A 16879-nucleotide genomic window follows, 5' to 3' on the forward strand; every position below is an offset into this window, starting at 1 on the left:
GTTCGGCCTAGTCGGCCAGGAGTATCCGATTGCTCCGAACAGGCGGGCATGGTTGCTGCGTGTGACGCATCATCGGGTCGGCAGACGAAGAAGCCCGGGGACGTGTGATCCCCGGGCTTGACAGCACACACGTGCGGCTCACTTCGACGCGGCGGGCTCCAGCAGCATCTTGGACACGTCCAGCCGGTCCTTGATGACGTTGAACTCCTTCATCAGGTCGGCCACCCGCTGCAGCCGCACGGCGTCGGCCCGCTCCGGGTAGTCCGCGATGGTCACCAGCGGCGCGGTGACCTGGTCGATCTTGATGAACTTGGTCAGGATCGGTTCGAGCGCGGTCCGGTCCTTCTTCACGTCGGCGACGCCCTTGGCCAGCCCGCGCTGGAACGCGGCGAACGTGTTCGGGTTCGCGCTGGTCAGCTTGTCCAGCGCGGCCCAGCCGGACATCGAGATGTCCGCGGTCGGGCCGGACGAGACGTCGACGATCGGCATCGCCCCGTTCTCCTTGGCCGTCCTGGTCACCCACGGCTCGGCGACGACAGCGCCGTTGATGTTGCCGTTCTTCATCGCCGGACCCATGTCGGGGAACGGCATCTGCACCCACTCGATCTTGCTGATGTCCACCCCCTGCGCGCTCAGCACGGACATCGTGCCCAGGTCGGAGATGGACCCCTTGCTGGTCACGGCGATCTTCTTGCCCGCAGCGTCCTCGGGGCGCTTGATCGGCGAGTTCTCCGTCGCGACCAGCACGAGGTGACCGGGGCGGGCGGCGTACGCGTCCGCGACGATCTTGAGGTTGGCCGCGCCCTTGGACTGGGCGAGGAAGGCGCCGGGGTAGCTGGTGAAGGCGATGTCGATCTCGCCGGAGATCACGCTCTCCACGGCTTTCGGGCCGCTGGCCACGACGATCGGTTCGACGTCGAGGTTCTCCTGCTTGAAGTAGCCCTTCTCGACCGCCTGGTACAGCGGAGCGACATCGACCACGGGTAGCAGGCCGACCTTGAGCTTGGGTTTCTCGACCGCACCCGCCGTGCCCGAGCCGCCACCACTCGGGTTGTCGGACGAGCCGTCGAGTGCCCCGCAGCCGCTGAGCGCGGTCACCAGGGCGACGGTGGCGGAGATCATCGGAATCCACACGCGCGACCGGATGTCGCCGCGTCTAGGCATTGCCTCTCCTCGATTTTTGGCCGATGTGAATGTTTTGCAAGGTCGCTCCCCGACGTACCGGCGAGACTCTAGGGCCGATCCCAGTCGGTCACAATGGGTTGCCGACCGGTTTCTCTGTGCCGGAATCGATCACACTTTCAGATCAAATTGCCAAATGGACTAATGGTTTGCGTAGTCCGGCGGGCGTGCTTCGCACTCTTCCGGGGTCACTCGGCAGGCAACCGCGTGGTGGGTTCGTGAGCGGTTCACAAGACCCGCACCTGCGGCGATGTGATCGACAGGCACGCGCGAGACCCCTTGTCGGGCTGGGGAAAGCGGATCACCGACAGCGTGCGATGTCGGGAAGTTCCACACGGCGATACCGCGCCGGTATTTGCTTGATCGAATCGCGGCCCGTTTCGCTGTGCGCAACTCGCCGAGCCGGGTGAATGATCGATTCGCGTCCCGGTCGTCGCGGTCGGGCAAAAGGATCATGGGAGGTCTCGGCGGCGAATCGATCATTTCCCGGGAATGTCCGGTGTGGAACGCGGAGTCGATCGTGCCCGCGTCCGGAGTCCGGGCGCGCGGCGCCGACCGGTGGTGTTCCGACAAGCGGTGTCCCGGTGACCGGTTCACGGCAGGGCGGCCCGGGAAGCCGTCGAGACAGCCGGAATTGTCCGGATCGGTGGACGATCCGCGGTGAAACAGTGTGATAACCGACACCCCGGTGATCCACATGCATGCTCGGCCGAATGGGGGACGCCGCATTTCCGGGTCTCCCCGCGCTGACCTCGGACAAGTCCGCTGCTGGAGCCGCGAGACGGTGCCGTGCCGGGGTGACGGCGGGTGCTCGGTCCGTTGCACCTGGGCGAGAGTGACCCTCAAACGGACGAACGGGCCCCGCCGAAGAGGGTATTCGGATACAAAACGATCGTTATGGTGGAGCTTGATCCGCCGCTGGTGGGACGCGAGTCTGCGCCAAACCTCCCCGATAGGCTTACATCGGCGCATACTTTTCGCTACCTTCTGTGCCCACAGTGAGGTGGAGCGCCACCGATGTAGTGAGGAGGCTGCGCGGGTGCGGGTTCGGCGGCCGATGCCGTCGTGCTCACGGCCGAGCAGGCTCGAGGGGAACACCGTGGCCGCCGTGGACGACCCAGGTCGGGATGGGTTGACCTAGGTGGCCCTGGGCCGCGATGCTTCGCGCCGGACGGATTTCGCATGCGCGAAACCCGGATGGTCCGAGGTGGCGTGGATGGGTGCCGCGAGCCGCAACGACAGGTTGTGAGGACTGGAGCTATGTGACCTGACGTTCGGTGTCGAACGAGACTCGTTCTCGTTTGGTGTCCTTCTCATTGCGGTAATCGTCCGTTCGAGCTGGCCTTCCGGGTACCGGGCTACTGGCTCAAACGCAGGGAGTGTGCTGGGAGTGCCCGACCAGAACGCTGGGGTCGCAGGTAGCTCGGGGATCGGTCGCCAGGCGGCGTCGCCAGGCGGCGAACAGGCCGACACAGGTGCCAGGCCCCAAGGGACCCGCGTACCCGGCGGCAAGAACGCCCGGATGGGGTCGCCATGGCGGATGCGCAACTGGCGGCTGCGCACCAAGGTCCTCGCTGTCCTCATCATCCCGACTTTGACAGCTCTCGCGCTGGGTGGACTGCGCGCGCAGGAGGACCTGCAGCGCGCCGACGAGTTCCGCCAGACGGTCAACCAGGTCGACCTGGCCCGCAACGTCACGAGACTCGTCCACGAGCTGCAGAAGGAACGCACGCTCGCGGTCGACAACGTGGCAGGCGGCCGCAGTCCCGGTAACCGCGCCGAGCTCGACACCCAGATCAACAAGGTCAACAACGAGCAGGAGCAGCTGCGCCAAGCTGCCACGCGCGTGAACACCGACGACGAAGGCGCCGTCGAGCGCTACCGCCGCGGTCTGCAGCGGCTGGCCGGTCTCGACGCGCTGCGCCTGGCTGCCAAGGAGACCGAATACCCGCACCTCGCGGTCAAGTCGGCGTACACGGGGATCATCGAGGCGCTGGTCCAGCTGGGCCGCGAGGTCAACACCGCGGTCACCGACCGGGACCTGCTGCGCCAGGCCACCACGGTCCAGTCGCTGTCGGAGATCAAGGAATTCGCCTCGCAGGAGAACGCGGCGCTGCAGATCGCCGCCGCCGCGAACGGCTTCCCGTCCGACCTGCTCAACGAGGTCCGGGCAGCCGGAGCGAGCTACCAGGCCGCCGCGGCCGGGTTCCGCGCCAACGCCACGGCCCAGGAGCAGCAGTACTACTCCGACACCGTGTCCGGCCCCGAGGTCGACAACCGCGAGCGGCTCAAGTCCACGGCGTTCAACAACGCCGAGAACGGCCAGACCCTGCAGATCCAGAAGCAGGACCTGATCAGGGACGGCACCGCGACGGTCGACAAGCTGCGCACGGTCGAGGACAGCCTGCTGGCCAAGCTGCGTGACAGCGCCGACAAGCTGGCCACCACGCGGACCAACTCGGCGTGGACCAACGCGGCCATCGTGCTCGCGCTGCTGATCGCCGCGCTGGTGCTGATGGCGATGGTGACCCGCTCGATCCTCAAGCCGCTGCGCGTCCTGCGGACCAACGCGCTGGACATCGCGTACACCAGGCTGCCGGAGACGGTGCAGCGCATCCTTGCCGACCCGGACCCCGTCGCGGCGTCCAAACAGGCGATCGAGCCGATGCCGCTGTTCACGCGTGAGGAAACCGGTGAAGTCGCCCGGTCCTTCGACGCGGTCCACGAACAGGCCGTCCGGATGGCCGCCGAGCAGGCGCTGCTGCGCGACAACGTCAACTCGATCTTCGTCAACCTGTCCCGCCGCTCGCAGGCCCTGGTGGAACGCCAGCTGAACCTGATCGACCGGCTCGAGCAGGACGAGCAGGACCCCGACCAGCTGGCCAGCCTGTTCGAGCTGGACCACCTGGCCACGCGGATGCGGCGCAACTCCGAAAGCCTGCTGGTGCTCTCCGGCACGGGCCTGTCGCGTCAGCTGACGCGACCGGTGCCCGCGGCTGACGTGGTCGGCGCCGCCGTGTCCGAGGTCGAGCAGTACGCCCGCATCGAGGTGCTCTCCGCGCCCGAGGTGGCGGTCCAGGGCCGCGCGGTCAACGACCTCGTGCACCTGATCGCCGAACTGCTGGACAACGCGACGTCGTTCTCCGAGCCGGAGAAGAAGGTCACCGTCCGGATGGCGGCCACCCGCAAGAAGGAACTGGCCATCCAGATCACCGACCAGGGTGTCGGCATGTCGGCCGACGAGATCGAGGCGTCCAACCGCCGCCTGGCCGACCCGCCCGACATGGACGTCTCGGTGACCAGGCGAATGGGCCTCTACGTGGTCGCGCGACTGGCCCAGCGGCACAACATCCAGGTCAGGCTGCGGGACAACGAGGACATCGACGGCGGTCTGATCGCCCGGATCATCGTGCCCGCGTCGCTGATCCAGTCCTCGCGCAGCGTGCACGCCACGAACCTCACCCCCACCGGTGGCATCCCCACGATCACCCCGTCGGTCGAGAACACGATGGGTGGCGGCACCGGCTCGATGGGCAGCGGGTTCGGCACCGGCGGCATGGCGGGCACGGGCGCAGGCACCGGCACGTTCGGTGGCGAGCGAACCCCGCCGCCTGCGTCCCGCCCGGGTGGGGGCATCGCCAGCGCCTTCACCGGCAGCCTGCCGCGCGTCGGCCCGGAGGACTCGGCGGATTCCGGCTCGATGCCGTCGTACCCGTCGGCGTCCTACCCGCCGGTGACCGAGCACTCGACCAACGGCGGCGTGCCCGCGAACGGCGAGGCCACCGCGCGGTGGTCGCCGGATCGGCTCGACCAGCCGGTGCAGCCGCCGCACGACGAGGCACCGACGCACATCCAGCCGCTGCCGGAGCCCCCGGAGCAGCCTGCGACGTCGTCGCTGTTCGGCGACGCGTTCGCCGAGGAGAAGGCCGCACGCGAAGCCGCGAACCCCAGGCCAACGCCGCCGCCCGCGCCGGTGAACCAGGACCTGGACGCGCCGACCGAGCGCCTGCCGATCTACGAAGCGGTGCTGTCCCAGTGGTTCGAGGAAGGCGACGGCGACAAGCGCACGCCACCGGCGTCCGAGCGCGGCAAGCCGACGCCGCCGCCCCCGGCACCGCCGGTCGCGCCGCCACCGGCCCCGGCCGTCGAGCAGCCCGCGCCGCGTGCGGAAGCGGTCCCGCCGCCGCCCGCGCACGTGGAGACCATGAACGGCGACACTCCGCACGCCGACCAGCACATCGAGCCGGAGCCGGTCGCGCAGGCCGAGGCCCAGCCCGAACCGGAGCCGGAGCCCAGCCCCGCCCAGTCGGCGTGGCAGTCACCCGGCGACGAGGGCTGGCAGGCCGCCCAGTCGCTCACCAAGTCCCAGCCCGAGGTGATCACCTCGGCCGGTCTGCCCAAGCGGGTGCCCAAGGCTCAGCTGATCCCTGGCTCCGCACCGAGCAGGCCGACGTCCAACCAGCAGCAAGCGCAGCGCGCCCCCGCGTTGCCGCCGCGCTCGGCTGACGCCGTGAGAGGCAGGATGTCGAGTTTCCAGCAAGGGATCCGCCGTGGTCGACACGCACTCGTCGAGACTTACGCTGGTGACCAGGATTCAGTCGAGAGCCGTCAAGACGAGGAGCAGGAGTGACGACCGCGACGACTAACCAGCCAGGCAGTTTCGGCTGGCTCATCACCGATTTCGTTCGGCAGGTGCCCGGAGTCGCGCACGCGGTGGTGGTTTCGGCAGACGGCCTGCTGTTGGCCGGGTCGCAGGGCTTGCCCCGTGACCGCGCCGAGCAGCTTTCCGCGGTGGCGTCCGGCCTGGTGAGCCTCACCCAGGGCGCCGCACGGTGCTTCGAGGCAGGCGGGGTCAACCAGACCGTCGTCGAGATGGACAGGGGATATCTCTTCCTCATGTCGATCTCGGACGGTTCTTGTCTCGCCGTGCTCGCCGCGCCCAACTGCGACATAGGCTTGGTCGCCTACGAGATGACGCTTCTGGTCGAGCGAGTCGGCCAGCAGATGACGCCCGAACTACGGGCGCAGCTGCAAGGCGCGCAGCGAAGATAAGCCGGGTTGGCGGGGTGAGCGCAGATGGCTAGAGGTCACCGAGCCTCAGGCGGTCGGTTCGGCGCGGACTTTTCGTACCAGGACTGGGCTTCGGCCGGGTTCCGGTTCGACGAGCCCGACGCGGGAGGCCCCGACGACGATGATGACGCCGCGCCGGACGTGGCCGTCTATCACGAGCCCGATGAGGCGTTGGACGAGCAAGACCATCGGCTGCCGAGCCGGCCGGAGCGGAGGCAAGAGGAAATGCCGGAGCGAGGTTGGGAGGACCTGCCCGAGCACGGACTTGGGGATCCACCGAACAGGATCGACCTGGACGGCTACCGAGCGAGGTTGTTCGGTGGGCCAGGCGCTAGCCTGTACGGCGACCCGGGGGTGCCCAGGCAGAACGACTGGAACTCCGACCAGCTCCCCGCGGTGCCAGCCGCTACGGAGTGGGAGGAGCCAGTCAGGGCCGAACCCATCGCGGAGACCGGTTCGCTGGTCCGGCCGTACACCAAGACAGGTGGACGCACGCGGTCCGATTACGACCTGGCCATCGAGGCGTTGGTGTCAACCAGCGACCGAGGACGGCTGCCCGAGGCGGCGGTGCTGCCCGAGCACAGGTCGATCTGTGGACTGTGCCTGGACACGCGCTCGGTCGCCGAGGTGGCCGCCCACTTGCGTCTGCCGCTCGGCGTGGCCCGGGTGCTGATCGGTGACATGGCGGGCATGGGGCTCGTGCTGATTCACCAGAGCGGCATGGTTGTCGGTGACCGGCCGTCGATCGAGTTCATGGAAAGGGTGCTCAGTGGGCTCCGCAGGCTCTAGTCCTCACAACCCGCGGGCCGTGGCGCGTCAGGCGACGACGTCCGCGAAGATCGTCGTCGCCGGTGGTTTCGGCGTCGGTAAGACCACGTTCGTCGGAGCGGTCTCCGAGATCGTGCCGCTGACCACCGAGGCGGTGATGACCGAGGCGAGCCAGGACGTCGACGACCTGTCGGCCACGCCGAACAAGACCACCACCACGGTGGCGATGGACTTCGGCCGTGTCTCGCTCGACTCGGACCTGATCCTGTACCTGTTCGGCACGCCCGGGCAGCACCGGTTCTGGTTCATGTGGGACGACCTCGTGCGTGGCGCGATCGGTGCGATCGTGCTCGTGGACACCCGGCGGCTGGCCGACGCGTTCGCGGCGATCGACTTCTTCGAGGACCGGCAGCTGCCGTACATCGTGGCGATCAACTGCTTCGAACGCGTGCTGCACCACCGCGTCGAGGACGTCCGCGACGCGCTGACCATCGAGCCGTCGGTGCCGGTGGTGACGTGCGACGCGCGTGACCGGGAGTCCACGAAGGAAAGCCTGATCACGCTGGTCGAGCACGCGATGCACCAGCGGATGTCGGCCCGCGCGGTCTGATCTGCTCTCACCCGGCGGCTGTCGTTCTCAGGGACGGCAGCCGTTTTGGCGTGCGCCCAGGTCGGCGCGGACGGCGACGGTGACATCGGTTTGACCGGTGAACCACTCACGACTCCTGGTTCGGTCACGGCCGAGGTCCTTCTTTCCCCGGTCGCGAGGTTGACCGTCCGGGAAGCCTGTCCAACTGGTGTCAGAACGCTACATCTATCTATGTAGAGATAGGCGTGGTCTTCAGGTCATGGACTCCTTGAGTCGCGTGACTGACGCCACGCTCGACGTTCTCGAGGTTCTCATCGGGCCGGACGAAGACCTCTACGGGCTGAAGGTCGCCCAACTGGCCTGTGGAAGTTTCTCCTGCTCATGATCCTGGTGCCGGTGTTCGTCAACGAGGTCGGCGACCTCGGTGGCTGGCTCGCTCGTCGCGTGTCGTGTTGGGGAGCGGCGACGGTCCGCATCGACCCTCCAGCGAACGATCCTGTCCCGTGGGAAGGGCTGAGCGGCGCGGAGCGACACGCGGTCTGCTTGGCTGAAAGCCGGAAAGGCAATCGGCGGGCGCGCGTGACGCTGGTCAAGGACCTGACTCCGCTCGTGTGGCACGTGGCCAGGGGCAACGGTCTCAACCGAGGCGACGCGGAGGAAGTCACGCAGGCTGTCTGGTTGTCCTCTTCGAGAACCTGGACACCCTCACGCAGCCCAGATCGGTTGCCTCGTGGCTGATCACTGGTGGCGGCTCATCTCAAAGCCGCAGGGCTTTGCCCTGCCGGTAGCCCGCCTCCGCGCTGGGCCCGCGGCTGGCGGGGTCGAGCACGTTGGGCATCATCGCGACGAGCGATGCCCGGTCCGGGGTGATCACCCGCGCGGTCGCCACCGGGTTGACGCCGGCCATCGGCGAGATCACCAGGACCTCGTCGTAGCCGGCGACCAGGTCCGAGTTGGTCGACCGCGCGCTGCCGCCGTCCATGTAGCGCTTGCCGTCGATCGTCACCGGCGGGAACACGCCCGGGACCGAGCAGCTCGCCGCTACCGCCGACAGCAGGTCCACACCGGAATCCTTCGTGAACACCGTGCGTTCGCACGTCGCCGTGTCGTAGGCGACCACCGCGACGCGCCGCCGCGGCCAGTCCGGCGACGGCAGCGAAGTGCCGATCAGCTTCCGGAAGACGTCCTCCGGCATGGTTTGCGCGCTCAACGCCGCATCGGCGACCCGGCGGAGTTGTTCCGGCTCGGGCAGTGCCGCGATCTCGGCGAACAACTGCATCAGTTTCCCGATCGCCGGGACGGGTCCGGCTGCGTCGGCACGCGGCGGGGACGGTGTCGTCTGCCGTTCGTACGCCTCCGCCACCGGGATCTGGTTCACCGCCGCGGCGACCACCGATCCCGCCGACGTCCCGACGATCACGTCCACGTCGAGAACAGCTTCGCCGAGGCCGTGCAGGATGCCGATCTCCCATGCGATTCCGGCGACACCACCACCGCCGAGGACAAGTGCGCGCATACCCCGTACTCTCCATGCCAGACTTGATCGGTGCACCCCGTCATGCGTCTTGTCTCACGTCGCCACGCTGAAGGCAGCCGTCCCGGTTTCCGGACCGACGGCCACCGGATCGCACTGGCGATCGAAGGCGGCAGCAGCAGGGGCACGTATTCGAGCGGCATGGTGATGGCGCTCGAAGAACTGGGACTGACCAGGTGTTTCGACGCTGTCTACGGTTCGTCTGCCGGCGCGCTCAACGGTGCGTGGCTGCTGTCCGGCCGCGCGCTGACCGGGATGCGTGGCTGGTGGGATCCGGAGATCATGCGCGAGGTGATCAACCCGTGGCGGTTCCTGCGCGGCAGACCGGTTGTCGACACCCGCTATCTCGTCGACACCGTGTACCAGGAGCTGACGCCGATGGACTTTCCCGCCATCCTGGCCAATCCCGTCTCCTACCACCCGATGGCCACCGACGCGGAAACCGGTGAGCCGGTGGATCTGCGGCCGTACATCCGGAAAGTCGACGACCTGAAAACGGCCTTGCGCGCGACGACTTGTATGCCCGTTCTCGCGGGAAAGCCCGTTTTCCTTGCCGGGCGGCGTTTTGTCGACGGCGGCGTGGCGGAACCGTTGCCGTTCCGGACCGCGCTGGCCAACGGGGCGACGCACGTGCTGGTGCTGCGGACGAGACGCGCGACCGAACGGCCGGCCAAACCCCGCCGGATGCACAGCATGGTGGTGCCCCGGGCGTTGCCGGGCCTGCGCAGCGTGTGGGTCCAGCAGTACCCGCGAGACATGGCCGACGAGCAACTGCTGACCGAACTCCCCACGGTCATGTCGATCCGGCCGCCCACCGACGCTCCCAACGTGTCCGCGTTGGAACGTGACACGGTCCTGCTGCGCAAGGCCGTGATGATGGGCCGCCAAGCGGTCCACGCCGCACTGGCTTCCTAGTCCTCCACGAGCGACACCGACGTGATCCGGTGCAGCGCGAATCGGTGCGTCTCCGAACGGGTCGAGTCCAGTCCTTCGAGGACACCCGCGCCGACGCGGACCGGTTCGATCACGCGCTGGCTCGCGGTTCCGTGCGCGTCGACGTAACCGATGTACACGTTGCGGCCGTTGGTCACTGCCTCCTGAAGCAGGGCAAGGGTTTCGGAGGTGTCCGCGCCGCGCCCGCCCGCCAGTGCGACCGTCCTGCCGCGACGGGTCCCGGCTGCCTTGTCGCCCGCGCGCATCGAGCTGACCAGATCCGCGAGCTGTTCCGGGCTGGCGGGTTTGGGCAGCCCGCTGGTCTTGGGCCGCTGCCGCGCCTGCGCACGCAGCCCGCTCGGCCGCAGGTCCATCAACCGGCCGTCGGCGTCCTCCGCCGACGGCGCGAAACCCGCTGTTCGCAACTCTTCCAGCACGTCCGCCAACGGCACCGGGCTGACCAGCACGCCCGGCGCGATCTTGCGCAGCTCCAACCGGGTGCCCGCCGCGCTCGCCGCGACCTCCGCGAGCAGCGCCTCGTCGTCGCAGCGCAGGAAGGACATCGCCGCGCCGCCGCGCAGCTGCCCGTGCCGCCGGGCCACGTCGTCGATCATGTACGTCAACGCCTGCGGGATCGGTGTGCGCGACCGCGTCCGGAACAGCTCGTGCAGGTCCGTCGACGTGCGGCCGGCGTCGAGCGCACGCCTGACCGACGTCTCGCTGACCCGGTAGACCGTTGCGCCACCGGCGGATTCGACGTCCGCGACCAGGTTGATCTCGTGCCCGAGCGCCTGCTCCAACGGGCCGGGCGCGACCACCGTCAGGTCCGCCTGCACCAGCACGTGGTCGACCGGCGTCGGCATCGCCTCGGCCATCCGCTTCGCCGCGAGCGCGGGACCGTCCTCCAGCAGGATCCGTGCGGGCGATGTCAGCGTGCCGAACGCCACCAGGCCGAGCGCCTGCGCCTCGCGGACCGTCCAGAACACCAGCTCGTCGCGGAGCCTGCCGCCCCTGCGCGGCGCGCGCCAGGCCAGCAGCCCGGCGAGCTCCTCAGTGGAATCCACGCCGGTGCCCGGCTCGAACTCGCCGAGCGCGTCGAGCACCCGGCGTCGTGCGGTCGGCGCCAGCGGGCGGCGCAACTCGTCGGAGAGGGGAGAGATCACCTTGTCCCGCAAGTCCTTGCTGCCTGCCAGGCCGGGCAGCCGGGGCAGGTCGAGCCAGGCCGCCGCCAGCGTGGCCCAGCGGTGCGGCGGCGTGGCCGCCAGCCAGACGTCCGCCTGCGTCGTGGGCACCCATTGCGGCGACGTCGTGTCCGTCGCGACCACCAGGCCCGCACCGAGCGCGATCTCGGCGATCAGCGTGCAGCGCACCTCGTCGGCCTGCAGCTCACGGGCCAGCTTGCGGATGTCCCGCACGCCGAGCCCGCCTGCCCGCAGCACCGGCGGCGGTTCCGCCGACCACAGCGCGATCAGCGCCTCGGTGTGCCGGATCAGCTCCATCGCCTCACCGGCCGCGGTGGAGTCCACTGTGGAAAGCGTGCGCCCGGTCGTCTGCACTGGCGGTGGGCTGACCTTGACCTGACCCATCGGGTTGGCGCCGCGCAGCGCGAGACCGACCTGCCTCGGCAGTTCGACCGTGTCGGCGTCCAGCCGCAGCAGCAGACCGCGGGCCAGCAGCTGCTGCACCGGGGTGCGCGCCTGCTCCAGCGGGACGAGTGTGTTCGCGTCCTTGCTGCGGCCGGTCGGCTGCCCTTCGGCGAGCGTGGCGAGCACGCGGCGCTCCGGTTCGGACAGTTCCGCGAGGACCGCGGCCAGGTCGCGGCCGTCCAGTTCGGCCGACCGCCGCCCGAGGCCGCCGGGGAACATCCCCGCCGCCTCCCGCGCCGACGGGGCCACGCTCAACGCGCTCTCCGGGCCCCACGCCAGCGCCAGGCCGACCAACGTGTCGACGCCCTGGCGCGCGCTCTTGCGTGACACCTTCGTGCCGAGCATCGCGGCGACCTCGGCGAGTGTGACCGGACGGGTGTCCGCGTCGCACAGCAGCAGGGCGTCGAGCACGGCCAGCGTGAACGTGTCCAGCGACTCGGCCGCCCGCGCGACCGACGCGCGGCTGCCCGCGCGGGTCGCCAGAACGGACGTATCCGCAGGTATCGGCGTCGCCAGGTCCGGGCGCGCACCGAGCAGCCGGGCCAACGCGGCGTCATCCCGCTCGCGCAGCCACTCGGTTAACGTGGAGACTGACACCCTGACCACGGTATACGCGCGTGCTCCGGCAGGTGCGAGGTCGGGTACCGTACGGGCGGATTTCCGCATCGAGATGCGGGCAGCACTTCGAGGAGGACTCGGTGGGCAAGGGTAACCCGGACCGGATCGAACCAACCTGGCCCGAGAAGCCGGCGAACGCCGCGCACCCGGTCAGCGAGCTCGCGGCGGACAGGCAGGGCGCGCTGTCGCCGTTCGGCGACGTGACCTTCCCCGTCCCGGTCGAGGAGCTTGGCTACGAGCACCCGGTGACGGACATCAACAAGAAGTAGAACGTTCATTTCGCGGGGAGCAACAACAATGCCAGTGCCCGGTCCTGGTTATTCGATCACCATCCGGGTCGAGGCCCCGCCGTCGGCGAGCGCCGCGGGCGACCTGACCTCGGCAGTCGGCCGGGTCGGTGGCGTCATCACGGCGTTCGACGTCGTCGAGTCGCACGCTGACCGCGTGGTCGTGGACATCACGTGCAACGCGACGTCCGCCGGGCACGCCAACGAGATCACGGCCGCGCTGGGGGAGCTGCCCGGTGTCGCGGTGCGCAAGGTCTCGGACCGGACCTTCCTGATCCACCTCGGCGGCAAGCTCGAGGTGCACTCCAAGGTCGCGCTGCGCAACCGCGACGACCTCTCCCGCGCCTACACCCCCGGTGTCGCGCGGGTCTGCCAGGCGATCGCGGCCAACCCTGAGGACGCGCGGCGCCTGACCATCAAGCGCAACACGGTCGCGGTCGTCACCGACGGCTCCGCCGTGCTGGGTCTCGGCAACATCGGCCCGGCCGCGTCCCTCCCGGTGATGGAGGGCAAGGCGGTGCTGTTCAAGAAGTTCGCGGACGTGGACGCGTGGCCGATCGTGCTGGACACGCAGGACACGCAGGAGATCATCCGGACCGTCGAGCTGATCGCACCGGCGTACGCGGGCATCAACCTGGAGGACATCGCGGCGCCGCGGTGCTTCGAGATCGAGGCGCGGCTGCGCGAGAAGCTGGACATCCCGGTCTTCCACGACGACCAGCACGGCACCGCGATCGTGGTCGTCGCCGCGCTGCGCAACGCGCTGAAGGTCGTCGCCAAGCCGCTCGAGGACTGCAAGATCGTGGTCTGCGGCGTCGGCGCGGCCGGTTCGGCGATCATCCGCCTGCTGCTGCACCGCAAGCCCAAGGACATCATCGCGGTCGACATCAACGGCATCGTGCACGCCGGCCGCGGCGACCTGGACTCGAACCTCGAGCAGATCGCGGCGAACACCAACAAGGACGGTATGTCCGGCAGGCTGCACGACGCGCTGGTCGGCGCGGACGTGTTCATCGGTGTCTCGGCGCCGAACCTGTTCGGTGCCGAGCAGGTCAAGACGATGGCGAAAGACCCGGTCATCTTCGCGCTGGCCAACCCGGACCCGGAGATCGACCCGCTGGAGGCCCAGCAGCACGCGGCGATCGTCGCGACCGGCCGCAGCGACTACCCGAACCAGATCAACAACGTCCTGGCGTTCCCCGGTGTCTTCCGCGGCCTGCTCGACGCGCAGGCGCACACGATCACGGACTCGATGCTGCTGGCGGCGGCCGACGCGATCGCCGACGTGGCCGACGGCGACCGGATCAACGCGTCGTTCATCGTGCCGAGCGTGTTCGACGCGGCGGTCGCCCCCGCGGTCGCCGAAGCCGTGAAGAAGGCCGCGACCAGTAAGGACTGATGTGCCGATGACCAACACGGCGCGGGTGATCACGGCGTCGAACCGGGCGGCGGCCGGTGTCTACGAGGACCGGACAGGCCCGGTCATCGTCGACTGGCTGCGTGTCCGCGGCTATGACGTGCCCGCGCCGGTGGTCGTCCCCGACGGCGCCCCGGTGGCGGCTGCGCTCCGCGAGGCCGTGGCCGCCGGCGTGAACGTCGTCATCACGACCGGCGGCACGGGCATCACGCCGACGGACCGCACGCCCGAGGCGACCTCGTCGGTGCTGGATTACGAGATCCCCGGCCTTGCCGACGCCGTGCGCGCCGCCGGCCTGCCCGAGGTCCCCACGGCCGCGCTGTCGCGTGGCCTGGCCGGTGTGGCCGGGTCGACGCTGGTGGTGAACCTGCCCGGGTCGACCGGCGGCGTGCGGGACGGCCTCGGCGTACTGGAAGGCGTGCTCGACCACGCGGTGGACCAATTGGGCGGCGGCGACCACGCCAGGCAGACCGGCCAGATCACGCCCGCCAAGGTCCACAGGGCGGTGGTGACCGAGACACCGCTGTCGGTCGAGGAGCACGGCGAGCTCGTCGCGGACAGGGCGGCGGGCGCGGTGGTGACCTTCGGCGGCGTGGTCCGCGACCACGACCGCAACAAGACGGTCAGGGACTTGTCCTACAGCGGCCACCCGAGCGCGGCGGAGGTCATCGAACGGGTGGCGGCGGAGATCGCCGCGTCCCGGCCGGGCCTGCGGGGGATCGCGGTCAGCCACCGGATCGGCGATCTCGCGATCGGCGACGTGGCGCTGGCGTGCGCGGTCTCGGCGGAGCACCGGGCGGAGGCGTTCGCGGCCTGCTCGGACCTGGTCGACGAGGTGAAGCGGCAGCTGCCGATCTGGAAGCACCAGACCTTCGCCGACGGCACCGACGAATGGGTCAACTGCCCGTAACAGCGAAACCCGCTGCGGCGACTCGGCGATGTTGACCACCAGGAGGGGGAGTCCGGTGGAATCAGTTGCGGACGAGTAACAGGCCTGGCAACCGAGTCGATCAGGCGTGCGGTTTGTCTCGGTCTGCTGGCTGCTCGTGGTGTTCGTGTTCGCAGTCTGGCTTTCCCGGACGCCCATGAGAAGTCCAAGTGGCGCGAAGCAGACGCGACGGTCGTGTCGGAGGAGACCGGAGCAGGCCGCGGCTGGTCGTCTCGTTCCAGGGGCCCAGCGGCGGCACGATCACCGCGCGGGTCCGGGAACGGAACACCGGCTACCGCCCGACGGACAAGGTCCGGGTTCACTACCCCCTGAATGTCTCGGGCGACACGAGCTCCGCCGAGCTGACCGAGTGGGCGTTCACTTCGACGCTGCTCGTTGTCGTGTGGTCAGTCCTGGCAGTGATCGGACTGGGGATCTTCTACCGGGCCTGGTGGCGGATGCCACCGACCGAGCCGGCCATCGGACGGGACGAGCTCGCGTTCAGGTCGGACTACCGAACATGGCTGAAGCCCGGAATCCGGTCGTGTCACCGGATTCCGGGCTTCGCTCAGCTCACCAAGCTCACTTGGTGGTCAGCTTCTGACCCGGGAAGATCAGGTTCGGGTTGCTGACGGTTCCCGCGTTCTTGTCGGCCAGGGCCTTCCAACCGCCCTGGACGTTCAGCTTCGAGGCGATGCCCGAGAGCGTGTCGCCGACCACGACGGTGTAGTCACCGGCGCCGGTCTGGACGGGGGCAGCCGCGGGCTTCGGTGCGGTGGCGGGCTTCGGGGCCGCCTTCTTCACCGGCGCCGGAGCTGCCTTGGCCTTCTTCGGGGTGGCCTTCTTGGCCGGGGCAGCGGAACCGCCGCCGAGGCCCTTCGGACCGCACTTCGGCCATGCCTTGATGCCCTGCGTGCGCAGGACGTTCTCGGCGACGCGGATCTGCTCCTCACGGGAGGCGCCTGCCGCGCTGCCGGTGCCGCCGTTGGCGGCCCAGGTACGGGGGTGGAACTGCAATCCGCCCTGGTAGCCGTTGCCGGTGTTGATGTTCCACCGACCGCCGCTCTCGCACTGGGCGACTGCGTCCCAGTTGACGCTGCCTTCAGCCTGCGCCGGTGCCGCTGCGATCGCCAGTGGCGCGCCGACCGCGAGGCCTGCGATGGCGACGCGAGCGATGGTGCGGGTGGCGAGGGTCGGCCTGCGGTGCTTGCCGGAGTTGGTCATTTCACTCTCACCTCCAGCGCCTGCTGCGTGCGGGAGAGGTCGCTCGGGGGTCGCTCTCCTGCCCCCGTCCGGGAGTTGTCTCTCACTCGGGGCTTGGGTCCTGTTAGCCCACCGGACGGGGTTCGGCGCTGCGGGCTCTCAGGTCTTGCCGGGCTGGTCGGGTCCAACCCGAGAGCGACCGTACGTAACCGGAACCGAGATCGGAAATTTATGTGGGCGTGACCTAGGTCACAGTAACGTCACGCAACCCCCTGCGATGAGTCATATATCCCCAGCTAGGGACGTCGTTATCGGTTCGTTTCCTTGCCGAGATTTTTCACTCTAAGTGAGACCTGTGTCTCGCGTGTCGCGGCCCGATTGGGCCGTTCGTGAACGCCCGTTTAGCCGCCGGCAAACGGCGGGAGGACGTCCAGCTGAGTCCCGTCCGACAGCCGTGCCGCGTGCGAGCGGACCGCGATTCCGTCGAGCAGGAAGCTGCACGCGGTCAGCACGCCGCTGAGCTTGTCGCCGTGCCGCTCGGCGACGGCCTTGGCCGCGTCCGCCACGGTCGCGCCCGCTGGGAGGGCGATGTGCTCCTCCTGGATTCCGGCTGCGGCGCGTGCGCCTGCGAAGTACCGGACCTGGATTGTGACCTTGTCACTCACCCGCGTGATTCTAGTCTCGGATAGACATACATACGGAAT

At 69.1% G+C, this 16879-nt stretch carries 13 protein-coding genes; 8 read left to right on the forward strand and 5 right to left on the reverse strand.

Features of this window, described 5'->3' with window-relative positions; all coding sequences use genetic code 11:
- Window positions 1–138: 138 nt before the first annotated feature.
- On the reverse strand, window positions 139–1164 hold the full coding sequence (locus AOZ06_RS02870; RefSeq protein WP_083471471.1) for an ABC transporter substrate-binding protein: 1026 nt from the start codon (window positions 1162–1164) through the stop codon (window positions 139–141).
- A 1540-nt stretch (window positions 1165–2704) separates the two neighbouring features.
- On the opposite strand from AOZ06_RS02870, the gene AOZ06_RS02875 reads away from it, so the two are divergent.
- The 4 genes from AOZ06_RS02875 to AOZ06_RS02890 are packed head-to-tail and all read left to right on the forward strand — an operon-like array spanning window position 2705 to window position 7630.
- Entirely contained in the window at window positions 2705–5812 is a 3108-nt protein-coding gene (locus AOZ06_RS02875) for a sensor histidine kinase (RefSeq protein ID WP_225954218.1), read from the forward strand.
- Entirely contained in the window at window positions 5809–6234 is a 426-nt protein-coding gene (locus AOZ06_RS02880; RefSeq protein WP_033390388.1) for a roadblock/LC7 domain-containing protein, read from the forward strand. Before AOZ06_RS02875 ends, AOZ06_RS02880 begins: the two co-directional genes overlap by 4 nt.
- Window positions 6235–6258: 24 nt before the next feature.
- Window positions 6259–7041, forward strand: coding sequence for a DUF742 domain-containing protein (locus AOZ06_RS02885; RefSeq protein ID WP_054287980.1), 783 nt, complete (start codon window positions 6259–6261; stop codon window positions 7039–7041).
- Complete coding sequence (locus AOZ06_RS02890) at window positions 7022–7630, forward strand: GTP-binding protein (RefSeq protein WP_042190776.1); 609 nt, start codon at window positions 7022–7024, stop codon at window positions 7628–7630. Before AOZ06_RS02885 ends, AOZ06_RS02890 begins: the two co-directional genes overlap by 20 nt.
- Before the next feature lie 736 nt (window positions 7631–8366).
- Here the strand turns inward: AOZ06_RS02890 and AOZ06_RS02900 are convergent.
- Entirely contained in the window at window positions 8367–9125 is a 759-nt protein-coding gene (locus AOZ06_RS02900; protein WP_054287982.1) for a patatin-like phospholipase family protein, read from the reverse strand.
- A 42-nt stretch (window positions 9126–9167) separates the two neighbouring features.
- Here AOZ06_RS02900 and AOZ06_RS02905 point away from each other — a divergent pair, with 42 nt between their 5' ends.
- Window positions 9168–10058 carry a patatin-like phospholipase family protein gene (locus AOZ06_RS02905; RefSeq protein ID WP_225953090.1) on the forward strand — a complete coding sequence of 297 codons (891 nt, stop codon included), beginning with the start codon at window positions 9168–9170 and terminating at the stop codon, window positions 10056–10058.
- On the opposite strand, the gene AOZ06_RS02910 is transcribed toward AOZ06_RS02905, so the two are convergent.
- A complete protein-coding gene (locus AOZ06_RS02910) occupies window positions 10055–12319 on the reverse strand; it encodes a helicase-associated domain-containing protein (protein WP_054296382.1) in 2265 nt (754 codons plus the stop codon). The two genes, AOZ06_RS02905 and AOZ06_RS02910, sit on opposite strands and share 4 nt — an antisense overlap.
- A gap of 101 nt (window positions 12320–12420) precedes the next feature.
- Between AOZ06_RS02910 and AOZ06_RS02915 the strand changes: the two genes are divergently transcribed.
- From AOZ06_RS02915 to AOZ06_RS02925, 3 genes are read left to right on the forward strand one after another with little or no spacing between them, the layout of a single operon-like run.
- Entirely contained in the window at window positions 12421–12609 is a 189-nt protein-coding gene (locus AOZ06_RS02915; protein ID WP_054287984.1) for a hypothetical protein, read from the forward strand.
- 28 nt (window positions 12610–12637) lie between these two features.
- Entirely contained in the window at window positions 12638–14026 is a 1389-nt protein-coding gene (locus AOZ06_RS02920) for an NAD-dependent malic enzyme (RefSeq protein ID WP_054287985.1), read from the forward strand.
- Between the two features lie 7 nt (window positions 14027–14033).
- Window positions 14034–14954 carry a molybdenum cofactor biosynthesis protein MoaE gene (locus tag AOZ06_RS02925; protein ID WP_054296383.1) on the forward strand — a complete coding sequence of 307 codons (921 nt, stop codon included), beginning with the start codon at window positions 14034–14036 and terminating at the stop codon, window positions 14952–14954.
- 600 nt (window positions 14955–15554) lie between these two features.
- Here AOZ06_RS02925 and AOZ06_RS02935 read toward each other — a convergent pair.
- Window positions 15555–16196 (reverse strand): LysM peptidoglycan-binding domain-containing protein, encoded by a 642-nt coding sequence (locus AOZ06_RS02935; RefSeq protein WP_054287987.1) that lies wholly within the window; start codon window positions 16194–16196, stop codon window positions 15555–15557.
- Between the two features lie 380 nt (window positions 16197–16576).
- A complete protein-coding gene (locus AOZ06_RS02940; RefSeq protein WP_083472546.1) occupies window positions 16577–16849 on the reverse strand; it encodes a MoaD/ThiS family protein in 273 nt (90 codons plus the stop codon).
- Window positions 16850–16879: the final 30 nt, after the last annotated feature.

The sequence above is a fragment of the Kibdelosporangium phytohabitans genome, assembly GCF_001302585.1.
Lineage (GTDB): Bacteria > Actinomycetota > Actinomycetes > Mycobacteriales > Pseudonocardiaceae > Kibdelosporangium > Kibdelosporangium phytohabitans.

Bases quoted from the DNA above. Each gene is read 5' to 3' on its own strand.
- AOZ06_RS02870 (WP_083471471.1), bottom strand. From the start codon at position 1,164: ATGCCTAGACGCGGCGACATCCGGTCGCGCGTGTGGATTCCGATGATC.
- AOZ06_RS02875 (WP_225954218.1), top strand. From the start codon at position 2,705: ATGGGGTCGCCATGGCGGATGCGCAACTGGCGGCTGCGCACCAAGGTC.
- AOZ06_RS02885 (WP_054287980.1), top strand. From the start codon at position 6,259: ATGGCTAGAGGTCACCGAGCCTCAGGCGGTCGGTTCGGCGCGGACTTT.
- AOZ06_RS02900 (WP_054287982.1), bottom strand. From the start codon at position 9,125: ATGCGCGCACTTGTCCTCGGCGGTGGTGGTGTCGCCGGAATCGCATGG.
- AOZ06_RS02905 (WP_225953090.1), top strand. From the start codon at position 9,168: ATGCGTCTTGTCTCACGTCGCCACGCTGAAGGCAGCCGTCCCGGTTTC.
- AOZ06_RS02920 (WP_054287985.1), top strand. From the start codon at position 12,638: ATGCCAGTGCCCGGTCCTGGTTATTCGATCACCATCCGGGTCGAGGCC.
- AOZ06_RS02925 (WP_054296383.1), top strand. From the start codon at position 14,034: ATGACCAACACGGCGCGGGTGATCACGGCGTCGAACCGGGCGGCGGCC.
- AOZ06_RS02935 (WP_054287987.1), bottom strand. From the start codon at position 16,196: ATGACCAACTCCGGCAAGCACCGCAGGCCGACCCTCGCCACCCGCACC.